This window comes from Parapedobacter koreensis, from assembly GCF_900109365.1.
GTDB classification, from domain to species: Bacteria; Bacteroidota; Bacteroidia; order Sphingobacteriales; family Sphingobacteriaceae; genus Parapedobacter; species Parapedobacter koreensis.
Genome location: NZ_FNZR01000002.1, coordinates 156717 through 173630, shown reverse-complemented (window position 1 = coordinate 173630; position 16914 = coordinate 156717). Strand labels below are relative to the sequence as shown.

The window sequence follows — 16914 nt, the reverse complement described above, 5'->3', positions numbered from 1 at the left end:
TAAATTCTTCATTATAGGATACCGGGATGCAGGCTGTTAATAGAAAAATTCTTTATATGAAAATACTGAACACGCCAATACCACAGAAGTATTAATGTAGGCTCTTACCAAATGGGAAATCACAGGCTCTTAAACCTGTGATTTTTATTTGTAATACTTTTATGCAAGAGTTTCGCCTATCATTAGGTGGGTGCTAAGTATAACCCTATTCCAGAGATTGATTGTAATGATTGCCGTTATTATATCTGCAATTTGGGTTTCGCTAAAAAATTGTAAGGCGTTTGCATAGGTTTCATCCGACAACCCATTTTGATGGATTAAAGTTATCTCTTCCGTTATAGCCAGCACTACTTTTTCCTCGTCTGTAAAAATATTTTCAGTTTCTTTCCACACACTCAGTAAAAATATACGCTGATTGGTTTCTCCATTTTTAACTGCGTCTTGAGTGTGAATATTGACACAAAATGCACATCCGTTTATTTGCGAAGCCCGAATTTTTATTAATTCTTTGGTTGTTTTAGATATAGAACACTGTGCTAAATAGGTTTCTAAACCAATCATTGCCTTTAGAGCATTGGGAGCTACTGTTTTGATGTTAAATCTTTTTTGCATTGTATTATTGTTTAAAAGTTTGACAACACAAAATTGAAAAATACGGAGGCAAAAAAACTTAAACTGGTTTAAGAAAGAAGCCTTTTGCGGATTTCGCTTAAATATTCAGGGGTGAATCCCAAATATGAAGCGATTAAATATTGGGGGACACGCTGGATAAATTCTGGGTGATTTTTAACTGCCTGCAAATAAAATTCTTCTTTCGAAAATGAAAAAAGAAATTTGAAACGCTTTTGTGCCGCTGCATAGGCACGTTGGTATACAAAACGGAAATAACGTTCCATTACCGGAAATTTCTCTAATAACTTTTCCTGCTTCTCTTGAGTGATATAAAGTACTATAGATTTTTCTACAGCCTGAATATAAAATTCCGTAGGGACTTGGTGTTCGTAGGCGAAGTTATCGGTCATCCACCAAGTTTCTATGGCAAATTCGGTGGTTTGTTCAACACCTTTTTCGTTGATGTAAAATTTTCGCAATAAGCCTTTCAAAACAAAATAATGATGTTTGCAAATCTGTCCTTCCTCTAATAGGTTTTCTTTTTTGGCTATTTGGCTTATGGTAAAGAACTTCAGGATTTCATTAAATTCTTCATCAGAAATTTTCAGAAATTTTTCTATATGTTTTTTAAATATATCAGACATTTTATATCGATTAATTATTTATTGTTATTAGATGGGTCTTTAACAAAGTTAGTTAAGATTTATTTGATTTTTGATAGTTTCATCACATATCGTTTTATTATGTTGGTGTTCTGTTATTTCTCTATAATTTGATTGTAAAACTGGTCTTTCATTAAGCTACATATAGCAATATAACGATATTGAAAGTGATAAAAAAAATGCCTTAAATCGCATTGATTTCCTTTTACATCTTAATTGAAAAAGTATCAAATTCTTTCTTTATTGTTTTCCAAATCTTTTTATCTAAGCAGTAACGAACTGATTTTCCTTCAATAGGACCTTGTATGACACCTATATTTTTCAATTCTTTTAAGTGCTGCGAAATAGTTGCCTGTGCTAAGCCTAATTCATCTACTAAATTACTACAAATACAAGCTTTCTGATTGATTATATGTTGAAGTATCGTTACTCTTGCATGATGTCCAAAAACTTTAATTAACGAAGCTAATCTATTTTGTTCGTTTGAAAATATATCTGATTTAGTAAGTCCCATTGCTCTATTTTACATATCATAATATTACTATAACAATTCAGAGGGAAAAAGAAATTTTAGATTTCTATTTTTAAGTTTATTCCTGTTGCACCAAATGTTGTAAATTCGGGTCATTCTTGATACGTTCCATTTCGCTTTCTACAATATGTACAACGTCCGCTTTGACCTGTCTGTAATTGGCTTCGATGACCTGCTTCATATTATCGTTGCCGTGTTCATCGGCAAAGGATAATATCTGCGGTATCTTCTTATAGGCTTTGGTTTCGGCAGAAACCTTTTCGTTGTCCACCACGATTTCAGCATGAAAGATTTTCTGCTCGATACGCTCATCAAAATTATCTGAAACAGACCCAACGAACATTCCCTGTGTCAAGGTGGATATTTTAGATGCAGGTATAAGCGTGTCTAATTGGGTGGATATAGACGTGGATTTATCATTGCGGTTAATGGTGATGCTTTGACGTTTCTGCAAGACCTTTCCAAAGCGTTCAGAAAGTGATTTTGCTGTCTCCCCAACGACCTGTCCACTAAAGATATTACCGACCAAGTTTTGTATAACCTTACTTTCTTTATCGCCGTAATCCCTCGTTAACTGCGAATAGTCTTGGATGCCGAAAAGTGACGAAATCCGATTTGAACGTGCCGTACTGATAAAATCCAAACCCCTAAAATAAATGGTGGGCAACTCATCTATGACAATGGAACTTTGAAGCTGTCCTTTCTTATTGATGAGTTTTACAATCCTCGAATTGTACAATCCCAAAGCGGACGAATAGATATTTTGACGGTCGGGATTATTACCCACGCACAGGATTTTCGGCTCTTGTGGGTTGTTGATGTCCAGTGAAAAATCATCCCCCGTCATCACCCAATAAAGCTGTGGCGAAATCATCCGTGACAATGGAATTTTTGCCGATGCTATCTGCCCCTGCAATTGGTCTTGCGCTCCGCCCTGCCACGCATCCATGAAAGCCGAAAGATAGTTTTCCAGTTCGGGATATGAGGTGAGTATCGTAAAAACGTCTGCATATTTTTTATTCAGCAATTCAATAGCATGGGGAAACGTGCAATACTTTCCGTCTTCATAGATTTTCAGAAACCAAATGATTGAAGCAAGCAATATAATTGGGCTTTCCACGAAAAAATCCCCTTGCTTCAAAATCCACGACCTGTTGAGGTTGAGCATGATGGTATATGAGGCTTCGTAAGCATCGGAAATGTCTGTCATAAAGGCAGGGCTTAGGGGATTGCATCGGTGGCTTCGGCGTGGGTCGTCAAAGTTGATAACATAAAACTTGGGCTTTACCTTATACTTATCGGAATGTTTCAGCAAATGGTTGTAGGCAATCGTGGAAAGGTCGTCAAACTTGAAGTCGTAGATATACATCGCAAAGCCCTTTTCGATGTGTTGCTTGATGTAGTTGTTTACGATGGCGTAGGATTTTCCCGAACCGGGAGTACCAAGTACAATCGAGGCTCGAAAAGGGTTGACGATATTAATCCATCCATTGTTCCACTTGCCTTTGTAAAAAAACTTTGTAGGAAGATTGACCGAGTATTCATTTTCTATCAGACGGGTTTCCTGTTTGAAACTCTCGTTTTCATTATTGAAAACATCGTCCATCAGATTGTTGCGGAGTAGTCGGCTCATCCATACCCCTGCCATGAGCAAGGCTATATATCCCAGACTTGTTGTAAGGATGTAAAGGAATGTGGCAACCCCTGCCGACAGGTTTAACAATGGCGTGTTCAGAAAGAACAGCACAAAGCCGATAACTAAGGCGGTGTAAATCTTAGTCCATGTTATCTTTTCATTCTTTACACCTTTAGTGCCGAGACAGCTTAACGCCAACAACAGCAATGCAAAAATCTTGGTGTAAAGGGTGTGGGCAAACAGTCCTGCGGTACGGTTGAAATTGGTCAGTATCTTGCCGATAATTTCCAGTGTCCATCCACGTTCGGCAAAGAACCCGTAACAGAACCAATAAAAGTGCATCAGTATCAAAAGAATACTTACCGCACGCATAAAAGCCATGATTTTGGCTAATCCTCTCAAATCGTCTTCTCCCTGCATAACAAAAAATTTTAGTGATGCAGGAAATTTAGAGGGTATTTAAAAGGGCATATCCAAAGCGGTTTAGGATGGCTTTTGGTGGCTTTGTTTGACAGTATTTAAAAACCACGATGACCAAGATGTTAATCCTGGTCATTGATGGTCAAAAAAGCTATTGTTGTCTTCCCCGTTTTCTGTGTTTCTTCTTTTTCTTCATGCGGTTGGCAAATGCCTGTTCCTCGTAGTCTTCGCCCTGTGCTTCCGGCAATAGCCCTCCCAATCCGTCTATCAACAAATCATTGGTCTGCTGTTCTTTATTAAGGAAGTTAAAAAGTGCATGGGCTTCCTCTTTCTCTGCGGTCGATGGCGGATTTTGTGAGGTTGCTTTTTCAGCTTCTTGGCGTTGCCCGACCGCCTGCCCGTTCCACCAATCATTAAAGACATTAGCCGATAGGTTTTTGCCCAAAGCTGAACCGTTCCAAACGGTACGGCTTTCATGGTCGATAAAAGTCATACCATATATACGCCCCTCATCGTTTCGCCGTACCACGGCATTGATGCCCTGCTCCAACAGTTGCTTTTTAAAATCGGCTTCATTAGTGGCGGTGTCCATCGCCACTTCAATGGTGCTTTTGAGTACGGCTCTTACAGGGTCGGCTTTCATTTTCTGCTTAGCCTTTGCAAATTGGTTTTGCAGTTCGTCCAGTCCTGCCTGTTTGCCAAAAAGGGATGCTTTAAATGGATTGCTCGCTTTTTCTCCCTGTTCGTTCAATGCAAAATAGACAAGCCCGTTTTTAGGCTGTCCGTGCAATTCCCCTTTGACTTCCTCTGCCGTAATATTGAAAAGTGAAAGCAAGGCGTTGTATGCTCCGAGGCTTGCGTACCCGTAATACTTCGGCAGGTGTCGCACCACCGAAGCGATTTGGCTCTTAACGTCTCCGGCTCTGTAATCCACCGGACGGAATACCTGCTCGTTTCCGGTGCGCTGTTTTTCCGTGGCAGGTATAAGATTGTACGTTTGTTCCAAATCCCGACAGATTGCCATCGAACGTGGATGGTCGTAACTGTCCGGTAGCTTCTTGCCGTCCAAACCCACACAGATCGTTACGATATGGATATGGGTGCGTTCAATATCGGTATGCTTAAAAACGATATAAGGTTGGTTGCCATAACCCATACCCTCCATGTACTCCTGCGCCATTTTTACGAACTGCCCATCGCTGACCCTGTCCGCAGGATCAGGGTTCAGCGATATGTGGCGCACTGGCTTTTCTGTTTTGATATTTGCGGACAGATACGGCTCAAAACACTGGTGCAGGTAAGCGGTCGAATAGGTATTATCCAACGTTTCGGGCATTCTGTTCAACAACAGAACCTGTCCGTTTTCGCTGTCAATCTTCTTTTGGTTATAGGAAATAGCACCGTACAAATTCTCACCCTTTCCAATCTTTGCTATCATCTTATCTGTGTTTTTGCAGGTGTTCTTTTTCAAATTCCTGTGTTAGTTCAATCACTTTCCGGCATAAGTCCGCCATTTCTGCCGTCTGCTTTTCCAGTTTAAAGAGATAAGCCGATGCCTTTTTCTCCGAGAAATTGCGGTAAAGTATCTTCACGATTTGGTTGTAATTCACGCCAACCGCTCTGAACTGGCTGTAAAAATTGGTGAGCCTCGTATGAAAATCGACTGCATCCATGTCAATTTTTACGGTTTTGACTGGCTTCTGAAAGATACAGGCTGTAATAAAATGCGCCATTACTTTCATTCCCGATTGCTCGAACAACGTAAGGAACTGTGCATTTTCCATGTCGTTGAGACTAATCGAATAACGGTGGATGGCAGGGTCTTTCTTAGGCTTGCGACCAACTTTGTTTGTTCGGTTTCTTCTGTTGTCTTCCATATCTAAATCCATTAATAACCGAGCTTCAGCGAGCTCAACTTTAGTTAATTACTATAAACTGCGACTTCGGAGCGGTTTTCAGCCCCCTGCAAGGGCAAGTGGTTTTGAGGTGCGGAATTTATTTCGAGCATCTCAAAACATAACTTGCTCTGTTCGGGTGAACAGAAAATCCGTCCGCCTATCGGCGGATGCGGATTGGGTAAAGCGGAAAAAAACGGCTTTGCGCCGTTCCGCCCATAACTTCCATTCTCCAATGATTTTTCCATTCACCCTTTGCATTTAAGCCCTTACAAAGTAAGGGTAGCTTTTTCAAAGCATTGACCTATCCGCCACGACCAAACATTGCCAAAAAATGCCGTGGATTACCGCTTTAAATCAATGGAACGGAATAACCTGCTTCTTTGCGCTATCAGTCACGCAAGCCTGTTTGCAGGCATCCGCTCCCGATGGCAGTTGTGAAAGACGGAGCGCAGGAATGCCGGAACACATGACGGCGTTCCGCTCGGCAGGCACGAATACCGGACGGCATGAAAACTATCCAGTAGCCGTTCCAACAGGCAGGACGATAGGCAAGCCATCGGTCTTGCCTGTATGAAAGCCGGAATGACGGCATGGCTGACTGAACGAATGAGGGCAAGTCCGACAGACGGAATTGTATCAAGACTGACGGACAGTGTGCAGGGATGAAAGCCCTGCTCCATGCAGGACGGCAGGTAGTCCACGGAAACAGAAACTTAAAAATAGAATAGAAATGGAAGCAACAAACAGGACAAAATTCATTGCTTTTTCAAGCCAAAAAGGGGGCGTTGGAAAAAGTACGTTTACAACGGTTACGGCAAGCATACTCCATTACCAAATGGGTTATAATGTAGCCGTCTTTGACTGTGACTATCCACAGCACAGCATCTGCCAAATGAGGGAACGGGATTTGAAAGCGGTCATGCAGAACGAGGTGCTGAAAAAACTGGCACACCGCCAATTTTCCACCATCAACAAGAAAGCCTATCCGGTACTGCAAAGCAAGGCTGACAATGCCCTAACGGATGCGGAAGCATTCATACAGTCCTCGACCATTCCCGTGGATGTGGTTTTCTTTGATTTGACCGGAACGGTGAACACTTCGGGCTTGCTGAACACACTGGCAGGAATGCACCACATCTTTTCGCCCATTACGGCAGACCGTGTGGTCATGGAAAGCACATTGAGCTTTACCGATGTGCTGACCAATGTCCTTATGAAACACGGGCAGACCTCCATCGAAACCATACGGCTGTTTTGGAACATGGTCGATGGCAGGGAAAAATCGCAACTGTACGAAATCTACGGCAATGTCATTAACGAGGTCGGACTGCAAGCAATGGAAACACGCATTGCCGATAGCAAACGCTTCCGCAAGGAAAGCGAGGCAACGGCAAAGACCGTCTTCCGCTCCACACTATTGCCCCCCGACAAAAGATTGATGAAAGCCTCCGGCTTGGACTTGTTCATCAGTGAATTTCTAAGAACCGTCAAACTGTAACCGCTATGGAGAATGAAAACAAGAAAAAGCCGAATGCTCCGATTGACGAGGCATATCTCATGTCCATCATGGCGGGCGAAACAAAGAAGCCCCAACAGGCGGTAGCACCGCAAGAGCCGAACGCAGAGCCGACAAAGGAAATGCCAACGGAAAAGCCAACGGAAAAGCCCGTAGCCAAAGAACGTACCCGACAAAAGAGGGCTTCCGATACGGGCTATGGCGAGCGTTTCCTCAACAGCCATACCATGACACGCCGTGGTGATAAGAGCATCTACATCCGGCAGGAATACCACGAACGGCTTTCCCGTATCGTGCAGGTTATAGGGGAAGATAAGATACCCCTATATGCCTATTTGGACAATATTCTCGAACATCATTTTGAACAGTTCGAGAAAGCCATCACCGATGATTTCAACAATAAGTTTAAACCCATTTTTTAAAGTATTCGATTATGAACAAGACACAGCAAAAACAACCGGAAAAGGTATTGCGCAAAGCGCATTACAAATCGGCATTTTTAAGACCGACAGGGGTCGTGGCAAGGTGCGGAAAATCGGTCTATATAAGCCCCGATTTTCATAAGAAATTATCCCGTATTGTCTTTCTGCTCGGAGAGGGAGAAATTACGCTTACCGATTACCTGCACAGTGTACTGAAACACCACTTTGAGGAGTTCGGAGACGAAATAAAGATTATCTACGCCGACAAGCAAAAGCCAATATTATAGCTATGGAAACATTGATTGTAATATGCCTTATTATCGTCATCATCCTTTTGCTGAAAGATAAGGTGGTCATCCATAAGAACGTCCACAGGAAAATAAAGCCGGAAAAGAAAAGTTCAGACCTGCCGGATATTATGGGGCTTCCGAAGCCTGTGGAACGCCACACCTTGCCACCGAATGCCACAAAGAGACAATCGGGCGAACGTGACTGGATAGCGGATAATTTTGGTACAGAAACCTACGGGATAGGTGTTGGATTGGAAAATCCGCAGATTGAGGGAGAGCCGGATGAAGATTTCGGGAATATGTCCGATTTTGAAAATGAGGCAGACGAATGGGATGAATACGGGTTTGAGGACAGCGACAATGAGTTTGCCACAGGGGTTACCTTTGATGAACTGACGACCGTGGGGGCATGGTTGGAGCAAGATACACTTGAACCTGCCCAGCAACAGAAAGCGGTGGATATAGTTCAGCGATTACAGGGAACTGAATTGTTAAGTCTGCTCGAAAACTCAATGGATGGGGCTTCACGGAAGATTGCAGAGTTGTTGGACAAGAGCCTCTCCGCCGGAACGGATTTCAGTTCTCCCGATTTGCGGAAAAGTGATTTAGAGGATTTCGACATTGGGGAGTTTGTGTGAGCAAGCTCCCTTATTATTTGGTCTTGATTAAGAAGTTATATAAAAAGTCTATAATCATACGATTTTCCCTCAAATCTTGAAAGCAGTTTACCAATTCGAGCAATCTGATTTGATGAATCAATTGTCGCAGGAAGTTTAGAATATAAATCAAGAGAGTTCCAATTCATCTTAGTTAATCCTAATATTTCTCTCGCAATAATATCTATATTCGATTCACCATAATGCTTAATTATTTTTATCGGTGCAGGGATACTCCGACCCCCTAAATAAAATTTATAGTTAGGTTGTCGTACAGAAGGTACTATACCATGTGTCCATAACAGAGCTGTATGTTTATTTGTTACAATGCAAGTACCTCTTGAGATTGGGAATTTGTCAATTTGTAAATTATTCTGATACACACTCATTGCTAAGAACCGTGCATCTGCTTCGTAGTTTATTTCTATAAGGTCAATCTTTTTTATTCCAGCTTTATTAAGACTTGCTTTTATACCGTTAATTTCATCCTCCGTAAACTTGGTTCTTTTGTGTATCACCACTCTTTCAGGTACTTTGTCCATCGACTGATAAAATAGTTCATGGATTGATACCCCAAATTGAAAAGCTTCCTTAAAAGACAGATAAGGGTTATTTTGATTATCTAAAAAATAATTATCAATTTTTGAAAGCCTATATTTTAACCCTTGACCATTAGAATCGTAAATATGACTACAACCGATAACAATTTCAGATTTATCTCCCCTATGTGAAATACTATACCCAATTCCTGCATAAGCTGTGTTTTTCTCTTGACCATATAACAGCCAAGGTGTTCTAAGTGATTTAACGTAAAAGGATAGTGAAAGCCACCAATAAATTTGACACTTCAATTTATCATCTAATGTCTCCTCTCTTATTAATTGTGTAGTAACGCCTTTGGAAGCAGAAAATGCCTTGACGTAATCATGTAAGTCAAAAGTTTCACCTTGATTAGTGTAATTCTCAAATGGTTGCCATTCATTGGGAATAAATATCACGACAGGTCCCACACTTTGAGTATTCGCTAATTGTTCTATTCTCGATGTTATCAATCTTGCTAATTTCAAAGCATTTGTATGATTTTCCTCCACACTATCCGCTTTAAAATTAATATCTACCCATTTTTCGCTATTATCAGCATTCGGTATATTTATGGGTAAATTGTATGTAGATAAAAAACCAGGATATTCGATTAAATAGTCAGAATTGTTGTTTTCTGGCGCATGCTTTGAATTTAATTCTGAAAGGAAATCAAATAGTTTGTCAGCATAATTTCTACCGCATATGACGGTGAGATTTACCTCCGTCGAATAGACTAATCCATTTAAATTGACATCAAAAGGCCTATTATTGACTAAACCTCTCATCGGGTGATAATCTTTGAATTCGATATCTGATGCAACATTTCGGAACATCAACTGTGGTTCTAAAAACTGAACACCTCTAAATTGGGTTTGCCTTTTGTTATAATTATTCGGATTATATGTCCGAAAATTTGGGTCTAAAACATTAATTTCACCAAATGCAGTATTGGAAGATATTTGAAACTCAAATCCAGTTCCCGACTTTTCGGGATATTCGAATTTTAAATTCCTTTCTGGAAATATAATTCCATTCCAAAAACTCAATAATTCATCATATTTATTGTTGTATAATTTTTCTAATTGCCCTTTACTTATCGATTGTTTATGCTGTTTTGAAATCTCGTTATTAGAAGTAAGATGAACGGCAGGAACGAAAGATAAATATGCAAATTTGCTGTTTTTATCGAAGTAAAACGAAAGAAACAATGCCTTGTGTATGTTAATCTCATCGTATTTACCAACGATAGATTTTAACCAAATTTTACCCTTGAAATTCGTGTCTATTTCATACTTGTTGACAATATATTTCAAGACTGCTTTTAACATTAAAGACTGAAAGGCAGAAACATTTTCTACATCATATTTTGAAATAGGCTCTCTTTTTATTTCCGTTTTTAGGTGTGCTTTGAAAACTTTATCTATGTCTGTTAACGTTCCGATAGCATAGACCTTACCTTTAAAAGGTACTGCACATATACTTGTTTCCTTTGTTATTTCCTTTAAAAAACTCCACGGTCTTTCATCTTTATAATCTATCTCAAACTGAAAAACTTCTTTTGGAAATGTAACAGCATGAAGGTTGCTTTTTATGTATTTATCCGTTTTCTTAATATTTAGGCTAAACTCTGTTTTAAAATATTCTTCATCTTTTGAGGACTCCAGAGCTTTTTGGATTTGTTGCTCAATTTCAGAATTTCCCTCAAATGCCGATTTTGATAAATGTATTAAGGTCTTATCGAAACCATCAGTTGATATGTAATATGCTTCTCGTCCCGACTTCCTGATTTTTGAAATCAAATCAGATACTTCTTTATTTATTTGGTCACCAAATCCACACCAATATAATCTACCAGAGCCTTTTTTGGAGAACGCCATAAAAATTGCGTCCATAAGAGACTTATCTCTGCCACTATAGCCTAACACTATTAGATTTTTATCAATGTGATAATTAGAAAAATGCTCTATAAAAGTATCATTTTGATTGTCTAACTCCTTTTCCGTATTCTTCAGAGTAGAGAATTTGTAATCACCATGTAAGGCGATAGTTAGCAACTCTTTACTACTTTGATTTCTATAAATTCTATCAGCGTTATCTAATGTTACCTCTATTGGTGTCAGTTTATTCTGATGTGCTGAACGAACAATTAACCCATCAAAATTTGTCGTCCAAACGGATTTGACAATGTTATGTTCAGCTAACGTGCAAAGTAATTTATATCCGATATAGGGTTCTTTATTTTCAATGAGACTGAAAAAATATTTCCGTCTATCATCGGCAATAGGATAAGCTTTTTCGGCATAAAAAGAATATTCATTAGGAGAATCTATAGGAGGATATTCTCCTTGATTGTCTAACCAGTTTTGAATGCTCTTTCGGACAGATTCATTTTTGTAGTTTTTATAAAACTCTGCGGAATTTATATTTTTCGAAAGATAGATATCCTTCTTCCATTCCCAAATACAATCGTATGCAGATTGAATTCCAGAACTAATTGAAGCTCCTGCACCTAATAAAAATGAATGTGGAACATCCACATTTCTTTTAAATGACCTTAAAAAGGCATCATATTCAAGTTGTATATTTTCCGTCATAAAGTAATAATTCCAAGTTATTCAGGAACATAAAAGTCCTATAATTTCTACCATGAAAAATGAGCGATTAACAATAAGTAAAGTTCAAATCAGTTTTGAAACACTTAAAAGTTTTGCTTGATTCAATTATTTGCTAAAATACTAATTTTTGAGTGTCTAATCGCCACTCACTGCCAACTAATTCCGCTGAATTCCACTTTCCCATAACGCTTCGATTTCCATAAGACTTTTGTTGCGAAAGCCCACACGAGGTGGGCAAGTAGTAACAATTTAATTCAGTTAAATCATGGTAAAACAAAGCAAAAAAGTGTTGCTGACAGGCGTTGCGTTCCTGTCGGCATTCGGTGTGTTTGCACAGGGCAACGGCTCGGCAGGTATCACTGAAGCCACGCAGATGGTGACATCCTATTTCGACCCTGCGACCCAATTAATTTATGCGATTGGGGCTGTGGTCGGGTTAATCGGTGGCGTAAAGGTGTACAATAAATTTAGTAGCGGTGACCCCGATACAAGCAAGACTGCGGCGTCGTGGTTTGGGGCTTGTATCTTCCTCATCGTAGCGGCGACCATTCTCCGCTCATTCTTCCTTTAAGCTGGCGTATTATGAGCAATTACAATATCAATAAAGGTATCGGCAGGACGGTCGAGTTCAAAGGACTGAAAGCACAGTACCTGTTCATCTTCGCAGGTGGTCTGCTCGGCGTGCTTATCCTCGTCATGGTCATGTACATGGCAGGTGTAAACTCCTACGTGTGCCTGCTTGTCGGGGCAGGCGGTGCATCGCTCATCGTTTGGCAAACATTCGCATTGAACGGCAAATACGGCGAATACGGATTGATGAAAGTCGGGGCAAAGAAAAGGCATCCGAAATACATCATCTGTCGCAGAGCCGTACACCGCTATTTAAAATTCACTTCTAAATCCAGTCATTTATGAGAAATACAGGAAAAGCCACAACGTTGGAAAGCAAGTTTCCATTACTGGCTGTGGAACACAACTGTATCATTTCAAAAGATGCGGACATCACAGCTTGCTTTCGGGTACACCTGCCGGAACTGTTCACGGTAGCATCGGCAGAGTACGATGCTATTCATTCGGCTTGGCACAAGGCTATCAAGACCTTGCCGGACTATACCATTGTCCATAAACAGGACTGGTACATCAAGGAAAGTTATGCACCGGATATTGCACGGGAAGACCAAAGTTTCCTTGCGAAATCCTATCAGCAACATTTCAACGAACGTCCTTTTTTAAACCATTACTGCTATCTCTTTTTGACCAAGACGACCAAAGAGCGGATGCGGATGCAGAGCAACTTTAGTTCGCTTTGCAGAGGTGTGCTTATCCCGAAAGAAATTAGGGATAAAGAAACCGTCCGCCGTTTCATGGAGACGGTTGCACAGTTTGAGCGGATTATCAATGATAGCGGTTTTGTGAAACTGGAACGCTTGACCGAGGATGACATCATCGGAACAGACGACACACAGGGATTGCTCGAACAGTACCTTACCCTGTCGAGGAAAGCCGGAACACCTATGCAGGATATAGCTTTGGGAAGTGAGGATGTGCGTATCGGCAACAAAAGGCTGTGCCTGCACACCCTGTCCGATACGGACGATTTGCCGGGCACGGTATCGGCAAATACGAGGTATGAAAAGCTGTCCACGGACAGGAGCGATTGCCTATTGTCCTTTGCCTCTCCCGTGGGCTTGCTCCTTAGCTGTAACCATATCTATAACCAGTACCTGTTTTTGGATAACAGCGATGAGAACCTGCGCAAGTTTGAAAAGTCAGCCCGTAATATGCACTCACTGGCAAGGTACAGCCGTGCCAACCAGATTAATAAAGAGTGGATTGAAAGGTATCTGAACGAAGCGCACAGCTTCGGGCTATCCTCCATCCGTGCGCACTTCAATGTGATGGCGTGGTCGGATGACCCGAACGAGCTAAAACAGCTAAAGAACGATACGGGCAGTGCATTGGCATTGATGGAATGCAGACCGAGGCATAACACGGTGGATGTCGCTACGCTGTATTGGGCAGGCATGGCAGGCAATGCAGGCGACTTTCCGGCAGAGGAAAGTTTCTATACGTTCATCGAACCTGCACTGTGCTTCTTCACCGAGGAAACCAATTACCAAAGTTCGCCATCGCCTTTCGGTATCAAGATGGCGGACAGGCTCACGGGCAAGCCTATCCATTTGGACATTTCCGACCTGCCTATGAAAAAAGGCATTATCACGAATCGGAACAAGTTCATACTTGGTCCGTCAGGTTCGGGTAAGTCTTTTTTCACCAATCACATGGTACGGCAATACTACGAACAGGGCGCACACGTCCTGCTCGTAGATACCGGAAATTCCTATCAAGGATTGTGCGAGTTGATTAAGGGCAAGACCAAAGGTGAGGACGGGGTTTACTTCACTTACACAGAAGACAACCCGATTGCGTTCAATCCTTTCTACACGGGCGATGGTGTTTTCGACATCGAGAAAAGGGAAAGTATCAAGACTTTGATACTGACCTTATGGAAGCGTGATGACGAACCGCCGACCCGTTCGGAGGAAGTGGCGTTGTCCAACGCCGTGAGCGGTTATATCGACCGTATCAAGCAAAGCGGTGAATATCCATCTTTCAATGGATTTTACGAGTACGTGAAAGGTGACTACAAAAAGATACTGGAAGAAAAACAGGTAAGGGAAAAAGACTTTGACGTTGCAGGTTTCCTGAATGTATTAGAGCCTTACTACCGTGGGGGTGAGTACGATTACCTGCTCAATTCAGACAAGCAACTTGACCTGCTTTCCAAACGCTTTATCGTGTTTGAAATTGATGCGATTAAAGACCACAAAATCCTCTTTCCCATAGTGACCATCATCATTATGGAAGTCTTCATCAATAAGATGCGCAGGCTCAAAGGTGTGCGTAAACTGATACTGATTGAGGAAGCGTGGAAAGCCATCGCAAAAGAGGGAATGGCGGAGTATATCAAGTACCTTTTTAAGACCGTCCGCAAATTTTTTGGTGAAGCCATCGTGGTCACGCAGGAAGTGGACGACATCATCCAGTCACCCGTGGTCAAGGAAAGTATCATCAACAATTCCGACTGTAAAATCCTGCTTGACCAACGCAAGTACATGAACAAATTCGATGCGATACAGGAAATGTTGGGGCTTACAGAAAAGGAAAAATCCCAAATCCTTTCCATCAATCAGAACAATGACCCGTCAAGGCTTTACAAAGAGGTATGGATTGGGCTTGGCGGTACGCACTCCGCCGTGTATGCCACAGAGGTTTCGCTCGAAGAATACCTCGCCTACACCACCGAGGAAACCGAAAAAATGGAAGTCATGCAACTGGCATCCGAACTGGACGGTAATGTGGAACTGGCGATAAAACGCATTGCCGGGCAGAGACGGGAAAAAGGAAATAGTTATTAATCATTTAAAAAAATCAGAGACAATGAAGAAAACAATGTTACTGGTGTGTACGGCATTTATGCTTGCCGTTGCACCGTCCGCAAAAGCACAATTTGTTGTTACAGACCCTGCAAACCTTGCATCGGGTATCATCAACAGTGCAAATGAAATCATACAGACTTCTTCCACCGTTTCAAACGTGGTAAAGAATTTCAACGAGGTAAAAAAAGTGTATGAACAGGGCAAGGAATACTACGACAAATTGAAAGCCGTAAACAACTTGGTGAAAGATGCCCGTAAGGTGCAACAGACCGTGTTGCTCGTGGGCGATGTGTCCGAAATGTACGTGAACAATTTCGGCAAAATGATGAACGACCCGAATTTCAGTGAGCAGGAACTGACGGCAATCGCCAACGGATATTCCACGCTCCTAAACGAAAGTACGGAACTGCTCAAAGAACTGAAACAGATTGTAAGCTCGACCGGACTTTCCCTAAATGACAAGGAACGTATGGACATCATAGACAGGGTTTACAAAGAGGTCAAGGATTACCACAGTCTTGTAAGGTATTTCACCAACAAGAATATTTCCGTAAGCATTTTGAGGGCAAAAAAACAGAACAACACCCAAAGGGTGCTTGAACTGTACGGAACTGCTGAACAAAAATACTGGTAAGCTATGGAATGGAACAATCTTCACGAACTCCTGCGCTCGCTTTACGATGAGATGCTCCCACTGTCCGCCGATATGGCGACAGTGGCTAAGGGCATCGCCGGATTGGGCGCACTGTTCTACGTGGCACTGAAAGTGTGGCAGGCATTGAGCCGTGCAGAACCGATAGACGTGTTTCCGCTCCTGCGACCGTTCGCCATCGGGCTTTGCATTATGTTCTTCCCGACCATCGTATTAGGAACTATCAATGCGGTATTAAGTCCGGTCGTAAAAGGCACAAACGCCATGCTCGAAAACCAAGTGCTTGACCTCAATAAATTGCAGGAACAAAAAGACCTTTTAGAGAGAGAGGCGATGCTCCGCAATCCCGAAACCGCTTATCTCGTAAGCGATGAGGAATTTGATAAGAAACTGGACGAATTGGGATGGTCGCCGTCCGATTTGGTTGCCATATCCGGTATGTACATGGAGCGTGGAATGTACGATTTAAAGAAAAGCATCCGTGACTGGTTTCGGGAACTACTGGAAGTCCTTTTCCAAGCATCCGCTTTGGTCATAGACACCATACGGACATTCTTTCTTATCGTGCTGTCCATACTCGGGCCGATAGCCTTTGCGATAAGTGTATGGGATGGTTTTCAATCCACACTTACGCAATGGCTGACCCGATATATCAGCGTGTACCTGTGGTTGCCCATCGCCGATATGTTCAGCTCCATGCTCGCCAAGATACAATCCCTCATCATCGAACGGGATATTGATATGCTTGCCGACCCGACCTACATCCCCGACACATCCAACACCGTGTATATCATCTTCATGATAATTGGCATCGTGGGCTACTTCACCGTTCCAACGGTGGCAGGTTGGGTGATACAGGCAGGGGGCGCAGGGAACTTCATGCGCAACGTAAACTCTACGGCATCGAAAACCGGAAACATCGCCGGAGCAGGAACGGGTGCAGTTGCAGGCAATATCGGTGGCAGGTTAATGAACAAATAA

18 protein-coding genes are annotated in these 16914 nt (G+C 41.9%); 10 read left to right on the top strand and 8 right to left on the bottom strand.

All coding sequences use genetic code 11. The features are described from left to right. Positions 1-159 precede the first annotated feature (159 nt). From BMW65_RS04855 to BMW65_RS23835, 7 genes are all read right to left on the bottom strand, one after another. Entirely contained in the window at positions 160-612 is a 453-nt protein-coding gene (locus BMW65_RS04855; protein WP_090603256.1) for a carboxymuconolactone decarboxylase family protein, read from the bottom strand. 68 nt (positions 613-680) lie between these two features. After that, positions 681-1256, bottom strand: coding sequence for a Crp/Fnr family transcriptional regulator (locus BMW65_RS04850; protein ID WP_090603254.1), 576 nt, complete (start codon positions 1254-1256; stop codon positions 681-683). 223 nt (positions 1257-1479) lie between these two features. Continuing rightward, complete coding sequence (locus BMW65_RS04845; protein ID WP_143053808.1) at positions 1480-1788, bottom strand: ArsR/SmtB family transcription factor; 309 nt, start codon at positions 1786-1788, stop codon at positions 1480-1482. Between the two features lie 76 nt (positions 1789-1864). After that, complete coding sequence (mobC, locus tag BMW65_RS04840; protein ID WP_090603253.1) at positions 1865-3862, bottom strand: conjugal transfer protein MobC; 1998 nt, start codon at positions 3860-3862, stop codon at positions 1865-1867. 151 nt (positions 3863-4013) lie between these two features. Beyond that, positions 4014-5300 carry a conjugal transfer protein MobB gene (gene mobB, locus BMW65_RS04835; RefSeq protein ID WP_090603251.1) on the bottom strand — a complete coding sequence of 429 codons (1287 nt, stop codon included), beginning with the start codon at positions 5298-5300 and terminating at the stop codon, positions 4014-4016. A 1-nt stretch (position 5301) separates the two neighbouring features. After that, positions 5302-5739: a conjugal transfer protein MobA gene (gene mobA, locus BMW65_RS04830; protein ID WP_090604231.1), complete on the bottom strand. Its 438-nt coding sequence runs from the start codon at positions 5737-5739 to the stop codon at positions 5302-5304. A gap of 44 nt (positions 5740-5783) precedes the next feature. After that, entirely contained in the window at positions 5784-6005 is a 222-nt protein-coding gene (locus BMW65_RS23835; RefSeq protein WP_143053807.1) for a hypothetical protein, read from the bottom strand. Positions 6006-6091: 86 nt separating this feature from the next. On the opposite strand from BMW65_RS23835, the gene BMW65_RS23830 reads away from it, so the two are divergent. From BMW65_RS23830 to BMW65_RS04810, 5 genes are all read left to right on the top strand, one after another. Next, positions 6092-6334 (top strand): hypothetical protein, encoded by a 243-nt coding sequence (locus BMW65_RS23830; protein WP_143053806.1) that lies wholly within the window; start codon positions 6092-6094, stop codon positions 6332-6334. Between the two features lie 156 nt (positions 6335-6490). Beyond that, positions 6491-7258 (top strand): ParA family protein, encoded by a 768-nt coding sequence (locus BMW65_RS04825; protein ID WP_090603249.1) that lies wholly within the window; start codon positions 6491-6493, stop codon positions 7256-7258. Positions 7259-7263: 5 nt separating this feature from the next. Beyond that, entirely contained in the window at positions 7264-7698 is a 435-nt protein-coding gene (locus BMW65_RS04820) for a DUF3408 domain-containing protein (RefSeq protein WP_090603248.1), read from the top strand. Between the two features lie 11 nt (positions 7699-7709). Next, complete coding sequence (locus BMW65_RS04815; RefSeq protein ID WP_045756031.1) at positions 7710-7985, top strand: DUF3408 domain-containing protein; 276 nt, start codon at positions 7710-7712, stop codon at positions 7983-7985. 2 nt (positions 7986-7987) lie between these two features. Next, entirely contained in the window at positions 7988-8626 is a 639-nt protein-coding gene (locus BMW65_RS04810) for a conjugal transfer protein TraD (RefSeq protein WP_090603246.1), read from the top strand. 35 nt (positions 8627-8661) lie between these two features. Here the strand turns inward: BMW65_RS04810 and BMW65_RS04805 are convergent, their stop codons facing one another. Beyond that, positions 8662-11820, bottom strand: a complete 3159-nt coding sequence (locus BMW65_RS04805; RefSeq protein WP_090603244.1) for an SIR2 family protein — start codon at positions 11818-11820, stop codon at positions 8662-8664. A 286-nt stretch (positions 11821-12106) separates the two neighbouring features. Between BMW65_RS04805 and BMW65_RS04800 the strand changes: the two genes are divergently transcribed. Genes BMW65_RS04800 through traJ form a run of 5 tightly spaced genes read left to right on the top strand, consistent with a single transcriptional unit; the run spans position 12107 to position 16914 of the window. Further along, positions 12107-12412 (top strand): DUF4134 domain-containing protein, encoded by a 306-nt coding sequence (locus BMW65_RS04800; protein ID WP_045756338.1) that lies wholly within the window; start codon positions 12107-12109, stop codon positions 12410-12412. Between the two features lie 11 nt (positions 12413-12423). Beyond that, positions 12424-12756 carry a DUF4133 domain-containing protein gene (locus tag BMW65_RS04795; RefSeq protein ID WP_090603242.1) on the top strand — a complete coding sequence of 111 codons (333 nt, stop codon included), beginning with the start codon at positions 12424-12426 and terminating at the stop codon, positions 12754-12756. Beyond that, positions 12753-15260, top strand: a complete 2508-nt coding sequence (locus BMW65_RS04790; RefSeq protein ID WP_090603240.1) for a TraG family conjugative transposon ATPase — start codon at positions 12753-12755, stop codon at positions 15258-15260. The genes BMW65_RS04795 and BMW65_RS04790 overlap by 4 nt, the downstream gene beginning before the upstream one ends. A 22-nt stretch (positions 15261-15282) precedes the next feature. Further along, positions 15283-15915 (top strand): DUF4141 domain-containing protein, encoded by a 633-nt coding sequence (locus BMW65_RS04785; RefSeq protein ID WP_090603239.1) that lies wholly within the window; start codon positions 15283-15285, stop codon positions 15913-15915. Between the two features lie 3 nt (positions 15916-15918). Continuing rightward, positions 15919-16914: a conjugative transposon protein TraJ gene (gene traJ, locus BMW65_RS04780; RefSeq protein WP_090603238.1), complete on the top strand. Its 996-nt coding sequence runs from the start codon at positions 15919-15921 to the stop codon at positions 16912-16914.

Coding starts and splice junctions, on each gene's coding strand:
- BMW65_RS04800 (WP_045756338.1), top strand. CDS start 12,107: ATGGTAAAACAAAGCAAAAAAGTGTTGCTGACAGGCGTTGCGTTCCTG.
- BMW65_RS23835 (WP_143053807.1), bottom strand. CDS start 6,005: ATGGAAAAATCATTGGAGAATGGAAGTTATGGGCGGAACGGCGCAAAG.
- BMW65_RS04815 (WP_045756031.1), top strand. CDS start 7,710: ATGAACAAGACACAGCAAAAACAACCGGAAAAGGTATTGCGCAAAGCG.
- traJ (WP_090603238.1), top strand. CDS start 15,919: ATGGAATGGAACAATCTTCACGAACTCCTGCGCTCGCTTTACGATGAG.
- mobC (WP_090603253.1), bottom strand. CDS start 3,862: ATGCAGGGAGAAGACGATTTGAGAGGATTAGCCAAAATCATGGCTTTT.
- mobB (WP_090603251.1), bottom strand. CDS start 5,300: ATGATAGCAAAGATTGGAAAGGGTGAGAATTTGTACGGTGCTATTTCC.
- BMW65_RS04810 (WP_090603246.1), top strand. CDS start 7,988: ATGGAAACATTGATTGTAATATGCCTTATTATCGTCATCATCCTTTTG.
- mobA (WP_090604231.1), bottom strand. CDS start 5,739: ATGGAAGACAACAGAAGAAACCGAACAAACAAAGTTGGTCGCAAGCCT.
- BMW65_RS04850 (WP_090603254.1), bottom strand. CDS start 1,256: ATGTCTGATATATTTAAAAAACATATAGAAAAATTTCTGAAAATTTCT.
- BMW65_RS04785 (WP_090603239.1), top strand. CDS start 15,283: ATGAAGAAAACAATGTTACTGGTGTGTACGGCATTTATGCTTGCCGTT.
- BMW65_RS04820 (WP_090603248.1), top strand. CDS start 7,264: ATGGAGAATGAAAACAAGAAAAAGCCGAATGCTCCGATTGACGAGGCA.
- BMW65_RS04790 (WP_090603240.1), top strand. CDS start 12,753: ATGAGAAATACAGGAAAAGCCACAACGTTGGAAAGCAAGTTTCCATTA.
- BMW65_RS04845 (WP_143053808.1), bottom strand. CDS start 1,788: ATGGGACTTACTAAATCAGATATATTTTCAAACGAACAAAATAGATTA.
- BMW65_RS04855 (WP_090603256.1), bottom strand. CDS start 612: ATGCAAAAAAGATTTAACATCAAAACAGTAGCTCCCAATGCTCTAAAG.
- BMW65_RS23830 (WP_143053806.1), top strand. CDS start 6,092: ATGCCGTGGATTACCGCTTTAAATCAATGGAACGGAATAACCTGCTTC.
- BMW65_RS04795 (WP_090603242.1), top strand. CDS start 12,424: ATGAGCAATTACAATATCAATAAAGGTATCGGCAGGACGGTCGAGTTC.
- BMW65_RS04825 (WP_090603249.1), top strand. CDS start 6,491: ATGGAAGCAACAAACAGGACAAAATTCATTGCTTTTTCAAGCCAAAAA.
- BMW65_RS04805 (WP_090603244.1), bottom strand. CDS start 11,820: ATGACGGAAAATATACAACTTGAATATGATGCCTTTTTAAGGTCATTT.